Source organism: Plantactinospora sp. BC1, from assembly GCF_003030345.1.
Lineage (GTDB): Bacteria > Actinomycetota > Actinomycetes > Mycobacteriales > Micromonosporaceae > Plantactinospora.
In genome coordinates this window covers 3,132,894-3,153,344 of sequence record NZ_CP028158.1, presented here as the reverse complement: position 1 = coordinate 3,153,344, position 20,451 = coordinate 3,132,894, and the positions used below count along the sequence as shown (strand labels likewise).

The following is a 20,451-nucleotide window of genomic DNA, read 5'->3' as shown; positions in this document are numbered from 1 at the left end:
AATCCATCAGAACACCTGGGCCAGACCCTGCCGAGGCATCAGCCGTTGAAGTCGGAGACGATCCAGGCACGGTCGAAGCGCCGCGCCTTCAGGTCCTCGTTCGCCATCACGTAGTTGAGCACGACGCCGACGTGGCCGAGGTCCTCCGGGTCGACCGAATCCTCGTCCAGATACAGGTTGGCGAGCACGTTCCGGGTACTGGGCGAGCCCGAGATGACGAAACCGCCGCCGGTGCTACGTTCGCTGTACCCGGCCGGGTGGTCACCTGCACGGTCTCGGTGTGTCGTACCAGCGGGCGCGGACCGAAGAGCAGCGGGAGATCCGCCGACGGGCGATCCTCGACGCGGCGTCGGCGATGCTCGACGAGATGCCCGTGGCGGCGGTCACCCTGAACGAACTCAGCCGCCGGGTGGGGCTGGCGAAGCCGAACGTGCTGCGCTACTTCGAGTCTCGCGAGGCGGTGCTGCTGGAGCTGCTGGACCACTTCCTGCGGGAGTGGCTGACCGAACTGGCCGGCGAGTTGGCCGCCGGCATCGACGAGAAGCTGCCCATGGCCGAGCGGGCGGCAGCGGTGGCTGAGATCCTCAGCCGCTCACTCTCCGACCGGGTGGTGCTGTGCGACCCCTTCGGCGCACAGGGCAGCGTCCTGGAACACAACGTCTCCGTCGAGGTCGTGGCGCGCTACAAGCGCGCCTCCCTGGACCGCCTGACAACCATGACCGCGCTGATCCAGAAGTACCTGCCGGGGCTGGGCGAGAACGCGACACTGTTCAGCCTGCAAACCATGCCAGGGCGGGTTCGGCGGCCACGATCCCGGTCAGCGGCGGTGGCCATCGACGTGTCGCCCCGCGCAGCCAAGTGACGCACGACCTTCCGGGCTCAGGGCGTCGGCCGGGCGGTGACGCAGGTGAGCACCCGGCCCTGCCTGCGGACCTCGATCGACCTGGTGGTGGCGAAGCCGTGTGCCCGGAGCAGCCGCTCGGTCGAGACGAGGTTCGCCGTGGCGTGCACGGACGTGGGCCGCTCGCCGAAGACGTAGAGCCGCCCTCCCGGAGCGAGCAGGTCCCGGACCCGATCGATCTGCTGCGTCGCGGCGCCGAGCCAGAAGAGGTTGACGTTCACGGCGAAGATCTTGCTGAAGTATCGGGTCGGGAGGTCGACCGAGCCGAAGTCGGCACGCCGGATCTCCGCCGTGCCGGAGTCGACGTGGCTCGCGTTGCGTTCGGCCGCGAGCCGGGCCATCGACGCCATCCGGTCGATCGCGACGATCCGCCCACCACGGAGCCGGCTGGCGACGAGGGAGACGGCGACGCCGCGACCGCAGCCGATCTCCAACAGGCGGTCGTGCGGGAGCACTCCCATCGTCCGGACCGCCCACCGCTGCCGGTAGGCCGCCGCCGGGACCCCGGGCGACGCGTCCGGCAACGGCACGGCGTCGCCGGCGACGAGATCCTGGGCACGGGTTGGCAGCAGGCAGATCACGACGTCACTCGCCGAACCGTTTGCTCACACACCTGATTGCACCCCTCCCGATCGTCGGACGCACCGTGTGCTCGGTCACCGGCAAGCCGGGCCGAGCATCCTCGCGGACATCGCCGGGTAGCTGGATACCCCGTGTCGACGGGTTCACGTTTGCCCCGAACCGGTCCCCGAGGCATCCTTCGGGCGACGTACGCGGCTGCGCTGTGCCGTCGACGCTTCGGCCCGCAACTCGTCCCGGTGCTCCCGGGCGCTCTCCACCATGGCGGTCAGGAAGCGCTGCACGATCTCCAGCTCCGCGTCGTCGAAGCCCCGCATCACCTGGGCGGTACGCCGGGCGAGCGGGGCGAAGAACTCCCGGGCGACGGCGACACCCGGCTCGGCGTACCGGAGGAAGATCTTGCGGCGGTCGGCGGTGTCGCGGTCCCGGTAGACGTGGCCGGCGGCTTCGAGGCGGTCGACGACCCCGGTCACCGAGCCGGAGGAGAAGTTGAGTTCGGCGCGCAGGTCGCTGGGGGTGAGCGGCCGGCCGGCGAGTTCGGCCTCCATGACCACCAGCAGGGCGTGCAGGTCGGCGTGGCCCAGCGCGTTGCGGGCGGCGAAGGATTCGCCGATGTGCTGGGCGTGCGCGACGTAGAGGCGCAGTTGGCTCACGATCGAGCTGATCAGCCGGGCACGGGGCTCGTCGGGTCGCCGGAAGACGCTGTCCGCCAACACCTGCCCCCTCTCCGGCCGTCGACACTATACCGCCGGACGATCAGCTCCCTCACCGAGTATCTCGGCAGCCGAGATAATCCTATGGCAAGATGCTTTCCTGGCGAGATTATCGGTCGGGAGGGGCCTCGTGGGCGGCGCAGCGCGGTTGACCAGCACGATCCTGAGGACCATCACCGGCCGGCTCGGTGCCTGGCTGGTGCTGTCCGTGGCGGTGCTCGCCTCGGCCGTGCTGATCGGCCTCGGCGGCAGCGCCAGCACCGACGACGATCCGGCCGGCGGGTTGCCCGCCGACGCCGAGTCCGCACGGGTCGAGGCGCTGCGGGAGCGGCTGCCCAGCGGACAGCTCAACCCCGCCCTCGTCGTCTACGCCCGGGACGACGCCGCGCTGACCGAGGCGGACCGGCAGGCGATCGCGACCCAGTCGACCCGGTTCGCGGCCCTCGCCGAGGGCGGCCGGGTGGGACCGCCGGTGACGGCCCCGGACGGGCGGGCGGCGCTGGTCGCCGTACCGCTGGCCGCCGAACGGCCGGTGGAGGAGACCATCGACCGAGTCACCGAGGTACGGAGCATCGCCGCCGACGGGCTGCCCGCCGGGCTCACCGCACAGGTCACCGGCGGAGCCGGGTTCCAGGCCGACATCGCCTCCTCCTTCTCCGGGGCGAACGTCACACTGCTGGCGATCACCGTGCTGGTGGTGGCCGCGCTGCTGCTCGTCACGTACCGCAGCCCGTGGCTCTGGCTCGTCCCGCTCGGCGTCGTCGGGCTGGCCGACCTGGTGACCAACTCCGTACTCGCACTGCTCAGCCGCGAAGCCGGACTGCGGCTGGACCCGTCCACGATCGGCATCGTCGACGTCCTCGTCTTCGGCGCCGGCACCAACTACGCGCTGCTGCTCATCGCCCGTTACCGGGAGGAGCTGCGCCGGCACGACGACCGGCGCGAGGCGATGCGCCGGAGTCTGCGCTCGGCCGGGCCGGCCATCGCCGCCAGCGCGACGACGGTGGTGCTGAGCCTGCTCTGCCTGCTCGCCGCGCCGCTGACCACCAACCGCAGCCTCGGGGTGGCCGGCGCGATCGGCATCTCCATCGCCGCCCTCTTCGGGCTCGTCGTGCTCCCCGCCGCCCTGGTCGTCTGCGGCCGCGGGCTCTTCTGGCCGTTCGTGCCGCGCCCCGGGCAACCGGTCAAGCACCAGGGGATCTGGGCCCGCGCCGGCTCCCTGGTCGCCCGTCGGCCCCGGACGATCACCGCCCTCTCGCTGGTCTTCCTCGCCGTCCTGGCGGCCGGGATCGCGGACGCGCGGCTCGGGCTCAGCCGGTCCGAACAGTTCCGGGTGCAGGCCGAGTCGATCGAGGCGCTGGAGACCCTGAGCCGGCACTTCCCGGCCGGTGCCGCCGACCCGACCGTGGTGGTCGCCCGGGCCGACCGGCAGGCGGAGGTGCTCGCCGCCGTCACCGGTACCCCGGGGGTGGCCCAGGCCCGCCCGTCCGAACAGGGGGACGGACTGGCCGCGATCGACGTCGTACTCGCCGCCGAGCCGGACAGCCGGGCGAGCTACGACACGATCGAGGCGCTGCGTACGGCGGTGCACGCCGTACCGGGCGCCGACGCGCTGGTCGGCGGGGCGGTCGCGGCGAACCTGGACACCCGTACGGCGTCGATCGACGGGCTGCGCACGGTCGTACCGCTCGTCATCGGCGTGGTCTCGGTGATCCTGGTACTGCTGCTGCGGGCCCTCGTCGCGCCGCTCGTGCTGGTCGGCACGGTCGTGGCGACGTACTTCGCGGCGCTGGGCGTCGGCAACCTGCTCTTCGTGCACGTGCTCGACTACGCGGCGCTGGACACCGAGGTCCCGCTGCTCTCCTTCCTCTTCCTGGTCGCCCTCGGGGTGGACTACAACATCTTCCTCTCCACCCGGGCCCGGGAGGAGGCGGTGGACCAGGGGACCCGCCGGGGTGTGCTGACCGCGCTCGCGGCCACCGGCGGGGTGATCACCAGCGCCGGGATCCTGCTCGCCGCGGTCTTCGCGGTGCTGGGCGTGCTGCCCCTGGTCACCCTCACCGAGATCGGCATCATCGTCGGGGTCGGCGTACTGCTGGACACGCTGCTGGTGCGTACCCTGCTCGTTCCGGCGATCGCGACGCTCTTCGGGGAGCGGTTCTGGTGGCCGGGTCGGCCGCACCGGGGCGATCCGGCGGCCCTGGACCGGCAGGGCGTCGCTGCCGGGTCCTGTTGCGGGGATAGTTAGTTCTCCTTATAGTTCGACAGAAGTTGATGGCTCGACGTGTGCCGGTCGGGCCGCCCGCCGTCGAATGCCGGAGGAATCGTGAGGCGTACCCGCAGACTGCTGCTGCTGGCCGGGCTCGTCGCGGCGGTCGCGGCCGTACCCGCGACGGTGGTCGCCCAGGCGGCGGTGGCCCCGGCCGCCGCCACCCCGACCGCCTCGTTCGCCAAGGTCTCCGACTGGGGCTCGGGCTGGGAGGGCCGCTACACCATCACCAACGGCGGCGGCACGGCGCTCACCTCGTGGCGGGTGCAGTTCGACCTGCCGGCCGGGACGACGGTCGGCTCGCACTGGAACGCCACGCTGAGCAGCAGCGGCCAGCGGCACACCTTCGGCAACCTCTCCTGGAACGGCCGGATCGCCCCCGGCGCCTCGGTGACCTTCGGCTTCATCGGCGCGGGCCCCGGCGCCCCCAACGGCTGCCAGCTCAACGGCCAGCCCTGCGGCGGCGGCACCGGGCCCACCCCGACCCCGACGGCGACCCCGACCGGCGTCCCGCCGACGGTTCCGCCGGGCGGGCGCACCCCGGTGGCGGCGAACGGGCAGCTCCGGGTCTGCGGGCGGCAGCTCTGCAACGCCGCCGGCAAGGCGATCCAGTTGCGCGGGATGAGCACGCACGGCATCCAGTGGTACGCCAACTGCGCCACCCCGGCCTCGCTGGACGTACTCGCCCGGGAGTGGCAGGCCGACGTACTGCGGATCTCGATGTACATCCAGGAGGGTGGCTACGAGACCGACCCGCGTCGCTTCACCGACATGGTGCACGACTACATCGAGCTGGCCACCGCCCGGGGCATGTACGCCATCGTGGACTGGCACATGCTCACCCCCGGCGACCCGAACCACAACCTTGAACGGGCGCGTACCTTCTTCGCCGAGATCGCCGACCGGCACCGGGCGAAGAACAACGTGATCTACGAGATCGCGAACGAGCCGAACGGGGCCGGGGTGACCTGGAGCACCATCAAGGGCTACGCCGACCAGATCATCCCGGTGATCCGTACCCGGGACGCCGACGCGGTGGTGCTGGTCGGCACCCCCGACTGGTCGTCGCTGGGCGCCTCCGGCAGCGGCGGCGGCGCGGACGTCATCGCCGCCAACCCGGTCAGCGCCGGCAACGTCATGTACGTCTTCCACTTCTACGCCGCCTCGCACGACGACTACTACCTGGACACGGTGAGCCGGGCGGCGGAGCTGCTGCCGCTCTTCGTCACCGAGTTCGGCACCCAGGACTACTCCGGCGACGGCCCGAACGACTTCGTGATGGCCCAGCGCTACCTGGACCTCTTCGCCAGCCGGAAGATCAGTTGGGTGAACTGGAACTTCTCCGACGACTTCCGCTCCGGTGCGGTCTTCACCGAAGGCACCTGCGCGGCCGGCGCCTTCGGCGGCACCGCCCGGCTGAAGGAGGCGGGGCTCTGGATCCGGGACCGGATCCGCACTCCGGACGACTTCTGACGGTCGCCCGGGTCGACTACTGTGTCGGTGTGTCCGAGCAGAGGCGTGAGCCGACCGAGGCGGACGGCCCGCTGTTCCGGGCGGCGTACGAGCGGGCGGGTGAGATCGACGACGCGTCGGACTCCGCCGGGCGCCGGCGGGGGTGGGGCGGCTTTCTCCGGGCCGCCGCGGTCGCGCTGGCCGAGGGATTTCTCCGGGAGACCTTCGTCTGGGGTGCGGTCCTCTTCTCTCTGCTGGCCGCCGTGTTCGGAGCGACCGGCGGGGACGTCGCCTGGATGGTTCCGATGATCGCTTCCGGGGTCGCCGGTGTCGGGCTGGTGTTCTGGTCGATCGCCCGGCACTGGTCGTTCGGTCGCCAGTGGCTTGTCCTGCTGAGCGTCGTCGCCGTCCAGATCGTCCTCATCGTGACGTTCTGGCGGACCCACTGACGCGCCTGCCAACGAGGTCCGGCGACGGGTTGTAGCGCTGCGGACCCGGTGGCACAATCCACGATGGCCGATCGCGGGGCGGGTGGTACCCGGGGCGGATACGTGAAGATCGGGGGGTCTGTCGTGACGGCTGTCTCAGTTGAACTTTCCGACCTGCGAGGCTGGGCCCAGCAGGTGGGGCGGGTCTCCACGGACATGGGCTCGGCCCGGGACTACGCCGCCGGGCAGATCGCCGACGCCGACTTCGGCCGGATCCTCGAACTCATCACCGGCCCGTACGCCGGCATGATCCCGAAGTTCCACAACGTACTCGCCGAGGACGGCCTCCGGCTCGGCAAGACCCGGGACGGGCTCGACTCCTCCGCCACCGCGTACCGGGAGGCCGACGAACGGTCGAGTGGCCGGCTGACCAGGCTGGCCGGTGGGCAGACCGGCCTCGTCACCGACGACGGCGAGGCCAACGGGTTCAGCGATCCCGGTTCGCCGGCCGGTGCTCTGGTCGCACCGGGGGGCGGTGGCGCCGGCATGCCGGACCTGCCGGAGGTCTCCTTCGGCTTCGTCTTCGACAAGGTCTGCGACCTCGTCGTCTGGGTCGGCGGTCCGGACCCGCGCGAGAAGGTAACCCGCTGGCTCGCCGGTGATATCGACAAGGCCGCCCGACACGTCGAGGCGTGGCGGGCGGTGGCCCACTGCCTCGATCTGGCGCAGGCCAACCTCGCCTCGGGACGGCAGGCGATCACCAGGACCTGGAGCGGGGACGCGGCCAACGCGGCGACCGCCCACGTGGACCGGTGGACTGCCAGCCTGACCGAGCAGGCGGGTGCGATGCGGAAGATGGGCGACCACCTCTGGGACATGATCGACCATGCGGTGAAGATGGCCCAGGTGGTGGTCGACATCATCAGGACCCTGGTCAGCCTCGTCAGCGCGGCGCTGTCGAACGCCGCGATCCCCGCCTACGGGCAGTGGAAGCTGATCCAGACGGTCAAGGAGGGGATCACGATGGTCTGGAAGGCCATCAAGGTCGTCCAGGTCTTCCTGAACGCGCTGACCATGCTGATCAGCACCATCGAGCTATGCGTCGACTACTTCAGCGTCGCGAAGCTGCCGCCCGCCCCGGTGACCGGCCCGGTCCCGGCGATGGGCGCGGTATGACTTCCCCCGACTTCGCCTACATCGAGCAGCAGATGCGGGCCGCCACGGCCGAGCTGAACGCGGCGATGGAGTCCGCGTTGCAGGAGATGCTCCGGTTCCAGCGGAACAACAGGCCGACCGAGGAGGAACGCCGGGCCCTCCACGAGGCGGCGCTGCGCGGTGACCTCGGCGACGATATGCGTACCCTGGCCCGGCTGGTGGAGGCCGGCGAGGACGACTGGGACCGGATCTACTCCGGCGAGTCGTCCAACGCCGAGTTGCTGCGCGGGCATCTCGACCGGATGGTCGCGGAACACCGGGACGAGATCGTCCGGGCGATCGAGGAGGACGAGGAGTTCGACCCGATGGATCCGGAGAGCCGGCCCAGCCGCTAGCCGTCGATCCGACCCGGCCCGACCGGGAGAGCGCCCGTCGGCGGGACCGGCGGGCGGCGGTCACCAGTACCCGGTCGCCCCGCCGCCGGACCGACATCGACGGTCGGCCGGGCGCCGGCGCGACTGTGTGATCCGTTACTGACCCGGCCGAGCTAGTAACGGACCACCGCCCCGCTGGTCGATACTCGCGGCAGCGAGCCGAGGAGGAGACCAGTGCCGAGGACCCACGACTACCAGTTGACCGTCACCTGGACCGGCGCCGGCGAGGCCGGCACGGTCAACTACCGCGACTACGGCCGGGACCACCGGGTCACCGCCGACGGCCCGGCACCGCTGCTCGGCTCCGCCGACCCGACCTTCCGGGGCGACCCGGCACGGTGGAACCCGGAACAACTGCTGGTCGCCGCGCTGGCCCAGTGTCACATGCTCTCGTACCTCAGCCTCTGCGCCCGGGGCCGGGTGGTGGTCACCGGGTACGTCGACGACGCCGTCGGGACGATGGTCGAGAGCGGGGACGGTGGCGGCGCCTTCACCGAGGTCGTACTCCGGCCCCGGGTGACCGTGGCCGCGCCGGAGATGGTGGACCGGGCGACCGAACTGCACGAGCAGGCGCACAAGCTCTGCTTCATCGCCAGTTCGGTCAACTTCCCGGTACGCCACGAGCCCGTCGTCGAGGTCGCGACCGGCGCCTGAGCCGGGGTGCCGGGGTCAGGCCGGGACCCGGTCGCCGGAGGTCACGGCGAGCCGGCGGGAGTTCTCCACCGCCATCGTCCGGATCTCCCGCTCGGTGAAGCCGGCCTCCAGCAGCCGGTCGGCGAAGAGCGCGAGCCCGTCCTCGACCGGCGGGTTGAACGGCTGCCCGAGGTCGCTGGAGAGCACCGAGTGCGCGACCCCGACCGCCCGGATGTTGCCGAACAGGTCCGGCCAGGAGACCTTTCCGGTGTACGGCGTGGTGAAGCAGCGTTCCAGCAGCGCGCCCGCCTCGGCGAGTTCCCGCTGCTGGGCGACGGGCAGCCGCTGCGAGGTGAACTCGGGGTGGGTGACGACGATCCGGCGTACCCCCTCCGCCCCGGCCGCCCGGACCACGGCCAGGATCTCCGGGCCGGAGAGGTGCCCGGTGGCGAGCACCATGTCGTAGCGGGCGATCACCCGGAGCACCTGGCGGACCCGCTCCAGCACCTGCCCGTCGGCGTCGACCACCTCGACGACGTCCGGGACGATGCCCTGGGCGTGCAGGTCCGCCTGGAGCGCCCCCCACATCGCCGGCTTCGCCCCGGGCAGGTCGGTGGCGCTGCTCCGGCGCTGGTTTCCGGAGTCGACGGTGGGCATCCAGACCACCCGGGCCCGCTGCCGGCCGGCGATCTCGACCGCCGCCGGGTTCATTCCGCCCATCGCACCGTTCAGGGTGACCGCGCCGAGCACGTCGACCTCGGGGCGTACCCTGCGGACCACCATCGCCCGCTCGGCGGTCGCCACGTAGTGCGACTTGAGTACGAAGCCGGCGAGCCCGACCTCGGCGAACCGGTCGGCCAGGTCGAGGTCGTCGATCCGCCGTTCCATCACGTCGGGGGCGACGTGCACGTGCGTGTCGTACGCCCCGGCGACCAGGGCACGGGCGCGGGCGGACGGGACGGGGTGCTCGGACATGACGCTCCTCAGGGGTGGGGCGGACCGTACGCCGGTCAGCCCGGACGGGTGGGGTCGGGTCGGCCGCCCCGGCGGCGGATCGCCGTCGCGGTCCTGGCCAGGGTGGATTCGACGTACCCGAGGTGCCGGCGCATCGCCGCCTCGGCGGCGTCCGGGTCCCGGGCGGCGATCGCGTCGACGATCGCGGTGTGCTCCTCGAAGGACTTGGCCGGCCGGCCGGGCACCAGGATGGTGCGGTACTGGAAGCGGACGAGTTGGGCTCGCAGCCCGGTGATGAGCCGGGCCGCGGTCTCGTGCCGGGCCGCCGCGATGATCGCGGCGTGCAGCTTGGCGTTCCCCTCGGAGTAGCCGAGCAGGTCGTCGGCGTCCAGTTTCCGGGCCATCCGGCCGAGCAGCCGGCGGATCGCGGCGATCTCCCGGGCGGTGGCGTGCTGCGCCGCCTGCCGGGCGGTGAGTGCCTCGAGTACGGCACGCACCTGGAGGATCTCCACCGCCTCCTCCTCGCTGACCAGCCGGACGTGTGCGCCCCGGTTCGGGGTGAGCACGACCAGCCCGTCCTGACCGAGCCGGACCAGTACGGTCCGGACCACCGCGCGGCTGACCTGTAGCCGGGTCGCAAGTTCGATCTCGATCAGTCGCTCGTTGGGCATCAGCTCGCCCCGGTAGATCTCCTGCCGGAGCTGGTCGTACGCCTCCTCGGCGGACCGGGCCGGAGCCCGCCGGCCGCTCGCCGACGACTGCGGTCCGCCGGCCGAGGACGTGGGCTCGGCGGCCGAGGACGTTGGTTCGGCAGCCGAGGACGTTGGTTCGGCGGTCGGTGGTCGCTGTGCGGATTCGGTCATGATCTGGTCACCGGAACGATCCGTGTCGGGTCGACCCGGGCGGAAATCTGTCCGACGTCCAACGTCGGTCAACATTCGGGCGATTTCGGCGGCGGTCGCGACGGAATCGATCGGGCCGGTGAGACTGGTACGTCGGGTCCGCGGGGTCCACCGTGTCGACGGGGATATGCACGCGTCGGACCTTAGCCGGAGTGCGCCCGCACACCGGGCGGTACGCCGGCTCGGCGCGGCCGGCGTCGCGCCGGTCGGTCGGGCGCGGACGCCCCGCCAACTCCCAGCTCAGTACGGCTGACCGCAACGTTGTCTCCAGAATTATCAACAATATTGCCGACAGGTTGTCTGCTGTCGATGCCGGATGTCAATGATCCTGACCTGCCGTTATCCGAGGTGCGGGAAACGTCCACTCCGCAGCTTGCCTGAATCTTGACCGGATCTTGTCGATGACATTTCGGACACTACTCATTTACGATTCTCGACCGAACGAGGGCCGGCAGGCCGGACACGTGCCGAGGGGTCGCGGCGTGCTGTTCGCGCGGGAGGCGTCGATTGCCCGCCCTCGGGTCCATTCCACAAGCGGGAGGCACACATGATCAGACGTTCTCGCCTGCTCGCCGCGGCGTTACTGGCGGCGGCGCTGGCGGTCACGAGCGGGTGCGGCGGCGACTCCGGGTCGGAGGCCGAAGCGTCCAAGAAGGACCCCGACAAGGTCGGGTACATCACCGCCTTCGGGGCGGTCGGCCGGGACGCGTTCGCCTGGGTGGCCAAGGAGAAGGGCTACTTCGCCGAGGCCGGCATCGAGGTGGACATCCAGAAGGGCGCGGGCAACGTCCCGAACCTGACGGCGCTGAAGTCCGGCAAGGTGCAGTTCGCCGCGCTCGACTTCACCGGTGCGGTGATCCAGGCCGGGAAGGGCGAGTTCACCGACTGGCGGGCCGTCGCCGCCGTACACCAGCAGACGCTGGTCGCGGTGATGACCACGAAGGACACCAACATCAGCACCCCGAAGGACCTGGAAGGCAAGACCATGGCGACCGGCAAGGGCTCGGTCACCGAACTGCTCTTCCCGGCGTACGCCCGGCTGGCCGGCATCGACTCGGGGAAGGTGAAGATCCAGCCGGCGCAGGCCACCGCGCTGAACGGGCTGATGGCGTCCCGGCAGGTCGACGCGCTCGGTACCTTCCTGCTCAGCCGCACCGCGCTCGGCAACGCCGCCAAGAAGGACGTGGTGGTGCTGCCGTACAGCGACTACCTGCGGGACCTGTTCGGCAACGCCATCATCACCACCCCCGGCCTGATCGAGAAGAACCCGGAGCTGGTCCGCCGGTTCACGGGCGCGCTGCTGAAGGGCTTGCAGTACTCGATCGACCACCCCGAGGAGGCGGCGCAGATCCTCAACAAGGCGGAGCCGAGCTACGCGGTGCCGTCCGGGGTCGGCGAGATCAAGGCGATGACGCCGTACGTGGCACCGGTCGGTGGTGCGCCGATCGGCTTCATGGACGAGCAGCGGGTGATGCGGACCATCGCGGTGATGCAGGGCGCCGGTCTGATCCCCGCCGGGCTCACCCCGGAGAAGGTCGTCGACTTCGGGTTCGTACCGAAGCCCTGACGATCCGCAGATCCGAGAGGTCGGCCGGGTAGCGGACCCGGACCGGGACGGCGGTCGCATCGACCGTCGTCCCGGTATCGTCCGCACCGTCGCCGGGCCGCGCGCGCCGAGCGGGCGCCGCCGGCCACCCTGCCGTCGCCGCGTCACCCCACCCGGAGGCCGTGATGACCAGTTCACCGACGAAGACCCGCCTGACCCGACTCTGGACCGACGCCGGGCTGCCCGCGCTGGGTGGCGCGCTGGCGATCGGCCTCTGGTGGCTGGCCACCGTACTCTTCGACATCTCGACGTTCTTCCTGCCGGCACCGCCGGACGTGGTCGACGCGTTCCTCCGGCTGCCCGGCTATCTCCTCGCGGAGACCTGGGTGACCCTGCTGGAGACGGTGGTCGGGTTCGGCATCGCCGCCAGCGCCGGGCTGCTGGTCGCGTTGCTGCTGGCGGCCTCGCGGGTGGTCGAGCGGATGACCATGCCGCTGATGGCGGCGGTCAACGCCGTACCGAAGGTGGCGCTCGCGCCGCTGCTGCTGGTCTGGATGGGCTTCGGACCGGAACCCAAGATCGTCATGGTGATCCTGGTCTGCTTCTTCCCGATCGTGGTCGCCACCATGTCGGGGCTGACCTCGACCCCGAGCGACCTGCGGGAACTGGTGCACTCGCTCTCCGCCTCGTGGTGGCAGACCTTCGTCAAGGTACGACTCTCCTGGGCGCTGCCGCAGATCTTCGTCGGGCTGAAGGTGGCGATCTCGTTGGCGATCATCGGCGCGATCATCGGCGAGGTGGTCAACCCCGACCGGGGGCTCGGCGCGGTCATCGTCAGCTCCGGGAACTCCGCCGACACCCCGCTCGCGTTCGCCGCGCTGACCCTGCTGGCGCTGATGGGTGCGCTGCTGTTCTATCTGGTCGTGGCGGTCGAGCGGCTCGTCGTACCGTGGGCGCGGGCGATCACGTCGTGACCGGAGCGGGTGCGGGCGGCGCGGGCGCGGGGCTGCTCGCCGGCCGCCCGCTCGCTAGTGTGTCGCCAGGGGTGGCCCAGCCGGTCCGGCGGGTGGTGCCGAGCCGGGGCGACCCCGTGTGCTCGGTGGTCGGTCAGGCGAGGGTGGCGGTGGTTGTCGTGGCGTCCGGGAAGTTGCTCAGGTTCGACGAGGTGCGTGGTTACGGGTTCATCGCCCCCGACAGCGGAGGTGAGGACGTCTTCGTGCACGCCAACGACTTCGGCGAGGACAAGCACCTGATCCAGCCGGGGATGCGGCTGGAATACGAGGTCGAGCAGGGGGAGCGGGGGCTGAAGGCGGCCGCCATCCGGATCACCGACCGGCCGGTGGTCAAGCCGCGCCCGAGCCGGGCGGCCGGCGACGACGAGCTGTGCGACGTACTCTCCGGAGCCGAGTTCAGCGGTGAGATCACCGAGCTGTTGATCGAGAAGGTACCGTCGCTGACCGGGGCCCAGATCGGCGCGATCCGGCAGCACCTGGTGGGCTTGGCCCGGTCGCACGGCTGGGTCGAGTCCTGAGCGCGGTCGATCGGTCCCGCACCTCGGCCCGATAGGATCGCGCGGTGGCCCCCTCGCGTACCGGTGCCCTGCTGGCCGTCAGCGACCTGCACGTCGGTTATCCGGAGAACCGCAAGCTGGTCGAGGGTTTCCGGCCGGACTCGGACGACGACTGGCTGCTGGTGGCCGGCGACGTCGCCGACCGGGTCGAGGAGATCTACTGGGCGCTGCGGCTGCTGAAGGAGCGCTTCTCCACCGTGGTCTGGGTGCCCGGCAACCACGAGCTGTGGACGCCCCGGCAGGACACGGTGCAGTTGCGCGGCGTCGCCCGCTACGAGCTGCTGGTCGAGATGTGCCGGCGGATCGGGGTGATCACCCCGGAGGATCCGTACCCGGTGTGGGAGGGGCCGGACGGGCCGGTCACCGTGGTGCCGCTCTTCCTGCTCTACGACTACACCTTCCGGCCGGCGGGCGCGCAGACCAAGGAGGACGGTCTGGCGCTGGCGCACGAGGCCGGGGTGGTCTGCACCGACGAGTTCTTCCTGCACCCCGACCCGCACCCGAGCCGGGAGGAGTGGTGTGCGGCCCGGCTCGCGCTCACCGAGGGCCGGCTGGCCGAGTTGGCGCCGGAGACCCGGACGGTGCTGGTTAACCACTTCCCGCTGGTCCGGGAGGTCACCGACATCCTGCGCTATCCGGTCTTCGCGCAGTGGTGCGGCACCGTGCACACCGCCGACTGGCACCGGCGCTACCGGGCCGCCGCCGTGGTCTACGGGCACCTGCACATCCCGAGGGCGAACTGGTTCGACGGGGTCCGCTTCGACGAGGTGTCGCTCGGCTATCCCCGGGAGTGGCAGCGCCGGCCGCGACCGCCGCGCGGCCCCCGGCCGATCCTGCCGGTCGACCGAGCGGAACGGGACGCCGACCTCGTCTGGTGACGAGGAGCCGTCAGGCGGTGCCGGTCGGTTGCTCGGCCCGGCGCATCCAGAACGCGCCGGTCGGCAACCCGCGGAATTCCGCCGGTAGCGCCTCCGGGTGGCGGGACCAGAGCCACGAGGTGAAGAGGAGTACCCGCCACGCCGCGTTGTCGGTGAGGAAGGCCCGCAGCAGATAGACCTCGGTCCAGTCCCGGCCCTCCCGGAGCCACCGCTCCGGATATTCGAACGGCCAGTGGATGTCGTGGACGTGCACGATCACCCCGGGACGCAGCGTCGGCAGGACGTGCAGCAGCAGCCAGACGACGTCCGAGCCGGCCTTGGCCACGTGTGTCGAGTCGATCAGGAGGATGTCGCCGGAGTCGAGCCGGGCGAAACTGGACCGTTCGACGTCCTGGACCCGGCGCTGGATCAGGTCGACCCGGTCACCGGGACGCAGCCGGGAGCGCAGCCGCTCCGGATGCGGTTCGACGCAGGTGATCCGCAGGTCCGGCAGGTACCGCTCGGCGACGTCGAGGGCGACCGCGGTGGAGTACCCGGAGCCGACCTCGATCAGCCGGGCCGGCCGGTGATGCCGGAGCATCGCGTGCAGTACGGCGGCGTCGGCGCGGCCGTACATCCCGTTGTGGTCGTGCCAGCGGTCGCTGGGGAGTTCGCGCATCAGCGGGCCGAGTTCGGCGGCCAGTCCGAGCTGGTCCCGTTCTCGCAGGTCGACGCCGACCGGGGTCAGTTCACGCCAGCCGATCGCGGTGGCCCGGTCGGCCAGCGAGGTGGCCGGCGAGTAGAAGTGCCCGGGTTTCACGTACGGCGGTGTGCTGAGGGCGGCGCTGATCCCCCGGGCACGCCGGACGACCTGCGTCTGGAACTCTCCAACAGCCATGCGGGGAATTCTGTCCTTTATGACGATACTTTTGCTAGTAGTCCGCAAAATCGGAGTTTCCGTGCTTATCGGACTGGCCCGGTACGACCCTGCGAGCCTTCGCCGGGCAGAATGGGCCGGGTGACGATCCGGGCCGCCCTGGCACCGCTGACCAGCGGCGCCACCTACCGCCGAGGGGTCTTCCTGCTGCTCGGCGGGGTACTGCTGTTGCCGTACCTGCTGCTCGTCACGGTCTTCGTCGAGATGCTGCGTACCGACGAGGTACCCCGGGCGGCCGTACTGCTGCTGGTCGCGGTGGCGGCGGCGATCGCCGCCGTACCCCTCTTCCTGCGCGGTACCCGGGCGCTGGAGATCGCCGCCGCGCGTACCCTGCTCGACGTCGAGCTTCCCGAGCCGGCCGCCGACGGCGGGATCGACCGGGAGACCCGGCTGCGCTGCGCCCTCTGGATCGCTGTCCACCTGGTCTCCGGCGGGCTGGTCGGGTTCGCGCTGATCGCGGCCCTGCCGATGGCGCTGCTCTTCCTCTTCGTGCAGCTCGGCATCGGCACCGAGGCGATCGACGGGTTGCAGATCGGTCCGCTCGGCGACTGGCACCGGGGCTTCCTCAGCCTCGTCGGCGTCGGCCTGCTGGTGCTGCTCGGCTACGCCGTCGCCGGACTCGGCGCCCTGGCCAGGCTGATGGCCCCGGTGCTGCTCGGCCCCTCCCAGACCGAGCGGATCGCCGGGCTGGAGCGGCAGGCCAGCCGGCTCGCCGAGCGGAACCGGTTGGCCCGGGAACTGCACGACTCGGTCGGTCACGCGCTCACCGTCGCCACCCTCCAGGCGGCGGCCGCCGGAGAGGTGCTGGAGACCGACCGCGAGTTCGTCCGGCGGGCGCTGCGGGCGATCGAGGAGACCGGCCGGGCGGCGATGGCCGACCTGGACCACGTACTCGGACTGCTCCGCGAGGGCGACGCCGAACGGTCCGGCGGCGCCGGACCGATGGAAGACGACGGCCCGGCGGGGGACGGCGGCCGGGCGCCGCAGCGTACCCTCGACGAGCTGGACCGGCTCGTCGCCGACACCCGGGCGACCGGGCTCGCGGTCACCGTCGAGCTGGCCGGCGACCTCGGCGCGGTGCCGGCGGTGGTGGCCCGGGAGGGCTACCGGATCGTCCAGGAGGGACTGACGAACGCGGCCCGGCACGCCGGCCGGCGACCGGTGACCCTGCGCGTCGCGGCCCGGGACGACGCCCTGGAGATCGAGCTGGTCAACGCGCTCGACGAGCCGGCCGGGGCGGCCCGGAGCCGGCTTGGCCCGGGACGCCCGCCGGGACAGCGGCGGGGGCGCGGGCTGGCCGGCATCCGGGAGCGGGTGGTCCTGCTCGGCGGCCGGGTCAGCGCCGGTCCGGAAGACGGCGACTGGCGGATCGCGGTCTGGCTGCCGACCACGACGGACGGGCGGCCCGGGAACGGAGCGGACATGACCAGCGGAACGGAGCGGACATGACCATCAGGGTGCTGATCGTCGACGACGAGGAGCTGATCCGGGTCGGCCTGCGGGCCATCGTCGACGCACAGCCGGACCTGACCGTCGTCGGCGAGGCCGCCGACGGGGCCGAGGTGCCGCCGCTGGTCGGCAAGCTGCGGCCCGACGTGGTGCTGATGGACGTCCGGATGCCGGCCATCGACGGCATCCAGGCCACCCGGCACCTGCTCGCCACCTCGGCCGAACCGCCCCGGATCCTGGTGGTCACCACGTTCGAGAACGACGAGTACGTCTACCAGGCGCTCCGGGCCGGCGCGCACGGCTTCCTGCTCAAGCGGGCCCGCCCGGCCGAGGTGGTGGACGCGATCAGGGTGGTCGCCAAGGGCGAGTCGCTGCTCTTCCCGGCGGCGCTGCGCCGACTCGTCGCGGCGTACGCCCCCGGCAACCCGGCCGGCGACCGGCTCGATCGGGCCCGGCTGACCGAGCGGGAGGGCGAGGTGCTGCGGCTGATGGCGACCGGGCTCTCCAATTCGGAGATCGCCACCGAACTGGTACTCGGCGTCGAGACCGTCAAGACGCACGTCGGCAACGTACTGGCCAAGCTCGGCGCCCGGGACCGCACCCAGGCGGTGATCGCCGCGTACGAGGCGGGTTTCGTGGTGCCGTCGTCGAACGGCTGAAAATTCTCCGCTCCCATGCGCAACCCGCCCCGGATCCGGTGCGCACCTATCCGGTGAGAGGAGCGGGATGCGAAGCGACGACGAGGATCGACGCGACGAGGATCGACGCCAGTTCAGCGAGTACTTCGCGGCGCGGCGGGACGTGGTCCGGCGGTCGGCGTACCTGATGTGCGGGGACTGGCACTGGGCCGACGACCTGGCCCAGGCCGCGTTCATCCGGCTCGCGTCGGCGTGGCACCGGGTACGCGACCAGCAGGCGCTGGACGCGTTCGTGCGTACCTGCCTGGTCCGGTCGTACCTGGCGGAGACCCGCCGGGTGTGGCGGCGCCGGGAACGGGCGGTCGCCGAGCCGCCCGAGTGGGCCGGGCCGGACGACGACGCCGAGAGCGTCACCCGGCGGGTGGTCTTCGCCCGGGCACTCCGGGAGGTGCCGCCCCGGCAGCGGGTGACGCTGATCTGCCGTTACTACCACCAGCTCGACGTCGCCGAGACGGCGGCGGTGCTGGGTTGCTCGGAGGGGACGGTGAAGAGCCAGACCGCCCGGGGCCTCGCCACGCTGCGCCGGGTGCTCGGCGACGCCGTACCCACGCGGAGGCTGGTCTCGGTGACGGAGTCAGAGACGTGACCGAGTGGAGAAGAGGAGACGACGAGATGACCGACCTGCGCGAACTCTTCGAGGACGCGGCGCAGGCACCACCGCCCACCCGGTTGCTCGCCGACGAGGTGTTCGCGGCCGGCCGGCGTCGACTGCGGCGACGTCGTACCGCGATGGCCGGCGCGGCGCTCGCCGTGACCGCCTGCGCGGTCGCCGCCGCCTCGGTGGTGGCGCTGCCCGGCAGCGGTGCGGGCCCGGCGCCGGTCGACGACCGGATGGCGGGCGCGGCGGCGACCGGTACGCCCGGGGTGTTGCCGCATCCGGGGCGGATCCAGTGGATGCGGGCCGCCGACTCGCAGCATCTCTACCTGGCGCTGTCGACCTGCTCGGGCGGGCCCTGCAAGACCGTCTGGCAGCTCGTCGGCTCGGACGACGGCGGGCGGACCTGGACCGAGCGCGGTGCGCCGGCCCAGTTCGCCGAGGCGCTGGTGCTCGGTCCCGACCTGCTGCTCGTCGACCGGCCGCCGGCCCCGCCGGGGGGCGGGCGGTGGACGCTGGAGGCCAGCCGGGACGGCGGGCGGAGCTGGCAGCCCACCGGTACCGGTCCGACGGTGCCGGCGGTGGCACCCGGCAGCTTCGCCGTCTGCCGGCCCGACCCGGACGCCGAACCCGGCGGTACGGCGACCCCCGGCTCGGAGCCGTGCCGGGTGCACGCCTTCGACCCGGTCGCGAACCGGGTCTCGCCGCTGGCTGAACAGCCTGCGCAGATCCTGGTCGACCGGCAGGTGATCGCGGAGTCGAACGGTCGGCTCTGGGCGCCGGGCTTCGACCGGGAGTCGGCCCGGCCGGCGGTCGCGACGAGTACCGACGGCGGGCGGAGCTGGTCCAGTCACACCTTCGCGGAGATGTCGGCCTGCGGGGCCGAGAGTTGTCCACTGGTGCAGATCTCGGTCGGCCCGGACGGGGTCGACTACGCCGTCGTCACCGACGCGCAGCGCCGGGCCGTCTACCGGCACACCTCGGCCGGGGGCTGGCAGCGGCGACCCGGCGCCGACCAGATCCCGTTCGAGCCGGCCGATCCGGGGTCGTTCGTCACCCCGGACGGCAGCCACGTCGTCTACCAGGCGACCGAGGGTCGGGGCGACTCGATCAGCACGTACCGGTTCTGGGCCGCCCGGCGGGGCGGGGAGGGCTATCAGCAGGTCGAACTGCCGGGGCTGCCCCGGATGTTCAGCCCGGTGCTGCGGGCCCGGGACGGCTGGCTCTACGCCCGGGGCGACGGTGACGTCAGCTACGGCTCGGCCGACGGCTGGACCTGGGTACCGCTGAACCGGCGCTGAGCACACCGCACCCCCGTCCCCGCCCCGGCTGTTCCGGAAAGCGGGGGCGGGGGTGCGGCGTTGGGTCGGGTCAGTCAGTTCACGGCGAGGGTCTGGATGGTGATCCCGACCTTCGGCGCCCCGCCACCGGCGGGGATGGAGTTGTCGTGGCCACCGGCGGCCACCCGGTCCACCACGTCGAGACCGGTGGTGACGGTGCCGAACGGGGTGTAGAGGGGCTGGAGCCCGCTCGTACTGTCCTGGAAGATGATGAAGAACTGGCTGCCGTTGGTGCCCGGCTCGCCGGTGTTCGCCATCGCCACCACACCCCGGCCGTACTGCGCGCCGCCCAGGTTCTCGTCGGCGAACCTGTAGTCCGGCCCGCCCATCCCGGTGCCGCTCGGGTCGCCGCACTGGAGCACGAAGATCCCCTCGGTGACGAGCCGGTGGCACCGGCTGCCGTCGAAGAACTTCTGCCCGGCGAGGTGCTGGAAGCTCGCCACCGTGCACGGGGTGCGGGACCGGTCCATGCTGATCGCGATCTCGCCGAGGTTGGTGCTCAGCCGCATCGTGGCGGTGCCGGTCCGGGGTGCCGCGTCGAAGTCGGGCAGCCCGACCGCCCTGGTCTGGGCGTGCGCCGGGGTGATGCTGCCCGCGCACTGCGCCGACGCGGTGCGCGTCCCCGGGCTCGGCGTGGCCCCCGGGCCGTCGCCGCCCGCCTCCGAGCCGCTGTCGTTGCCGGGCCGCACGTAGTAGACCACCAGGCCGGCGCAGCCGACGCCGAGGCAGAGCACGATCGCAACGGCCGCGGCGACCAAGCCGATCACCAGCGGGCGCCGGCCGCGTGCCGGTTGCGCCTGCGTCTGGTACGGCGCACCGGGCGGGACGGCACCCGGGGGCATCGCGCCGGGCGGCGGCCCGTACGGTGGCTGCGGCGCTTGCCCGTACGGTCCTTGTGGTGGCGGCCCGTACGGTGGTTGCCCGGACGGCGGGGGTTCGGCGGGGGGCTGGCTCACCGGGTCAGCCTACCGATCGGGGTCGATCACCACCCGGGTCGTCCGGCGGGGACTCGTCGGAGGTCGGCGTGCCGGCCAAATTC

The 20,451-nt window shown here is 72.0% G+C and carries 22 protein-coding genes; 15 read left to right on the top strand and 7 right to left on the bottom strand.

Going from position 1 to position 20,451, the window contains the following annotated elements; translation table 11 throughout:
• Positions 1 to 38: 38 nt before the first annotated feature.
• The gene (locus C6361_RS36990) at positions 39 to 188 is read right to left on the bottom strand and encodes a hypothetical protein (RefSeq protein WP_159079317.1); all 150 of its coding nucleotides are present in this window, start codon (positions 186 to 188) and stop codon (positions 39 to 41) included.
• A 92-nt stretch (positions 189 to 280) separates the two neighbouring features.
• On the opposite strand from C6361_RS36990, the gene C6361_RS13535 reads away from it, so the two are divergent.
• Entirely contained in the window at positions 281 to 862 is a 582-nt protein-coding gene (locus tag C6361_RS13535; protein ID WP_107267967.1) for a TetR family transcriptional regulator, read from the top strand.
• Positions 863 to 879: 17 nt separating this feature from the next.
• On the opposite strand, the gene C6361_RS13530 is transcribed toward C6361_RS13535, so the two are convergent.
• Together C6361_RS13530 and C6361_RS13525 are read right to left on the bottom strand one after the other, a co-directional pair.
• On the bottom strand, positions 880 to 1,482 hold the full coding sequence (locus tag C6361_RS13530; RefSeq protein WP_107267966.1) for a cyclopropane-fatty-acyl-phospholipid synthase family protein: 603 nt from the start codon (positions 1,480 to 1,482) through the stop codon (positions 880 to 882).
• A gap of 144 nt (positions 1,483 to 1,626) precedes the next feature.
• The gene (locus C6361_RS13525) at positions 1,627 to 2,196 is read right to left on the bottom strand and encodes a MarR family winged helix-turn-helix transcriptional regulator (RefSeq protein ID WP_107258117.1); all 570 of its coding nucleotides are present in this window, start codon (positions 2,194 to 2,196) and stop codon (positions 1,627 to 1,629) included.
• 127 nt (positions 2,197 to 2,323) lie between these two features.
• On the opposite strand from C6361_RS13525, the gene C6361_RS13520 reads away from it, so the two are divergent.
• From C6361_RS13520 to C6361_RS13495, 6 genes are all read left to right on the top strand, one after another.
• Complete coding sequence (locus tag C6361_RS13520) at positions 2,324 to 4,441, top strand: MMPL family transporter (RefSeq protein WP_234359476.1); 2,118 nt, start codon at positions 2,324 to 2,326, stop codon at positions 4,439 to 4,441.
• A 99-nt stretch (positions 4,442 to 4,540) separates the two neighbouring features.
• Positions 4,541 to 5,935 carry a cellulase family glycosylhydrolase gene (locus tag C6361_RS13515; protein ID WP_199853478.1) on the top strand — a complete coding sequence of 465 codons (1,395 nt, stop codon included), beginning with the start codon at positions 4,541 to 4,543 and terminating at the stop codon, positions 5,933 to 5,935.
• 29 nt (positions 5,936 to 5,964) lie between these two features.
• Entirely contained in the window at positions 5,965 to 6,363 is a 399-nt protein-coding gene (locus C6361_RS13510; RefSeq protein ID WP_107267964.1) for a hypothetical protein, read from the top strand.
• Positions 6,364 to 6,486: 123 nt separating this feature from the next.
• Positions 6,487 to 7,518 (top strand): WXG100 family type VII secretion target, encoded by a 1,032-nt coding sequence (locus C6361_RS13505; RefSeq protein WP_159079316.1) that lies wholly within the window; start codon positions 6,487 to 6,489, stop codon positions 7,516 to 7,518.
• Positions 7,515 to 7,892, top strand: a complete 378-nt coding sequence (locus C6361_RS13500; RefSeq protein WP_107267962.1) for a hypothetical protein — start codon at positions 7,515 to 7,517, stop codon at positions 7,890 to 7,892. Before C6361_RS13505 ends, C6361_RS13500 begins: the two co-directional genes overlap by 4 nt.
• Positions 7,893 to 8,105: 213 nt before the next feature.
• On the top strand, positions 8,106 to 8,585 hold the full coding sequence (locus C6361_RS13495; RefSeq protein ID WP_107267961.1) for an OsmC family protein: 480 nt from the start codon (positions 8,106 to 8,108) through the stop codon (positions 8,583 to 8,585).
• A gap of 15 nt (positions 8,586 to 8,600) precedes the next feature.
• Here C6361_RS13495 and C6361_RS13490 read toward each other — a convergent pair whose 3' ends face one another.
• Positions 8,601 to 9,539 carry a DUF6282 family protein gene (locus tag C6361_RS13490; protein WP_107258120.1) on the bottom strand — a complete coding sequence of 313 codons (939 nt, stop codon included), beginning with the start codon at positions 9,537 to 9,539 and terminating at the stop codon, positions 8,601 to 8,603.
• Positions 9,540 to 9,574: 35 nt separating this feature from the next.
• Complete coding sequence (locus C6361_RS13485; protein ID WP_107267960.1) at positions 9,575 to 10,381, bottom strand: GntR family transcriptional regulator; 807 nt, start codon at positions 10,379 to 10,381, stop codon at positions 9,575 to 9,577.
• A gap of 586 nt (positions 10,382 to 10,967) precedes the next feature.
• Between C6361_RS13485 and C6361_RS13480 the strand changes: the two genes are divergently transcribed.
• The 4 genes from C6361_RS13480 to C6361_RS13465 all read left to right on the top strand — a co-directional run bounded on the left by C6361_RS13480 (position 10,968) and on the right by C6361_RS13465 (position 14,414).
• Positions 10,968 to 11,987 carry an ABC transporter substrate-binding protein gene (locus C6361_RS13480; RefSeq protein ID WP_107258122.1) on the top strand — a complete coding sequence of 340 codons (1,020 nt, stop codon included), beginning with the start codon at positions 10,968 to 10,970 and terminating at the stop codon, positions 11,985 to 11,987.
• Positions 11,988 to 12,151: 164 nt separating this feature from the next.
• Positions 12,152 to 12,940 carry an ABC transporter permease gene (locus tag C6361_RS13475; RefSeq protein ID WP_107258123.1) on the top strand — a complete coding sequence of 263 codons (789 nt, stop codon included), beginning with the start codon at positions 12,152 to 12,154 and terminating at the stop codon, positions 12,938 to 12,940.
• Positions 12,941 to 13,098: 158 nt separating this feature from the next.
• The gene (locus tag C6361_RS13470; RefSeq protein ID WP_107270931.1) at positions 13,099 to 13,497 is read left to right on the top strand and encodes a cold-shock protein; all 399 of its coding nucleotides are present in this window, start codon (positions 13,099 to 13,101) and stop codon (positions 13,495 to 13,497) included.
• A 44-nt stretch (positions 13,498 to 13,541) separates the two neighbouring features.
• Complete coding sequence (locus tag C6361_RS13465) at positions 13,542 to 14,414, top strand: metallophosphoesterase (RefSeq protein ID WP_107267959.1); 873 nt, start codon at positions 13,542 to 13,544, stop codon at positions 14,412 to 14,414.
• 10 nt (positions 14,415 to 14,424) lie between these two features.
• On the opposite strand, the gene C6361_RS13460 is transcribed toward C6361_RS13465, so the two are convergent.
• Positions 14,425 to 15,291, bottom strand: a complete 867-nt coding sequence (locus tag C6361_RS13460; protein WP_107258125.1) for a class I SAM-dependent methyltransferase — start codon at positions 15,289 to 15,291, stop codon at positions 14,425 to 14,427.
• Between the two features lie 120 nt (positions 15,292 to 15,411).
• Between C6361_RS13460 and C6361_RS13455 the strand changes: the two genes are divergently transcribed.
• The 4 genes from C6361_RS13455 (at position 15,412) to C6361_RS13440 (ending at position 19,373) form a co-directional block, all read left to right on the top strand.
• Positions 15,412 to 16,779: a sensor histidine kinase gene (locus C6361_RS13455; RefSeq protein ID WP_107270930.1), complete on the top strand. Its 1,368-nt coding sequence runs from the start codon at positions 15,412 to 15,414 to the stop codon at positions 16,777 to 16,779.
• Entirely contained in the window at positions 16,776 to 17,438 is a 663-nt protein-coding gene (locus tag C6361_RS13450; RefSeq protein ID WP_107258126.1) for a response regulator transcription factor, read from the top strand. Before C6361_RS13455 ends, C6361_RS13450 begins: the two co-directional genes overlap by 4 nt.
• 67 nt (positions 17,439 to 17,505) lie before the next feature.
• A complete protein-coding gene (locus tag C6361_RS13445; RefSeq protein WP_107267958.1) occupies positions 17,506 to 18,063 on the top strand; it encodes a SigE family RNA polymerase sigma factor in 558 nt (185 codons plus the stop codon).
• Between the two features lie 26 nt (positions 18,064 to 18,089).
• A complete protein-coding gene (locus C6361_RS13440; RefSeq protein ID WP_107267957.1) occupies positions 18,090 to 19,373 on the top strand; it encodes an exo-alpha-sialidase in 1,284 nt (427 codons plus the stop codon).
• Positions 19,374 to 19,447: 74 nt separating this feature from the next.
• On the opposite strand, the gene C6361_RS37610 is transcribed toward C6361_RS13440, so the two are convergent.
• On the bottom strand, positions 19,448 to 20,179 hold the full coding sequence (locus tag C6361_RS37610) for a peptidylprolyl isomerase (RefSeq protein WP_234359475.1): 732 nt from the start codon (positions 20,177 to 20,179) through the stop codon (positions 19,448 to 19,450).
• Between the last annotated feature and the right edge of the window lie 272 nt (positions 20,180 to 20,451).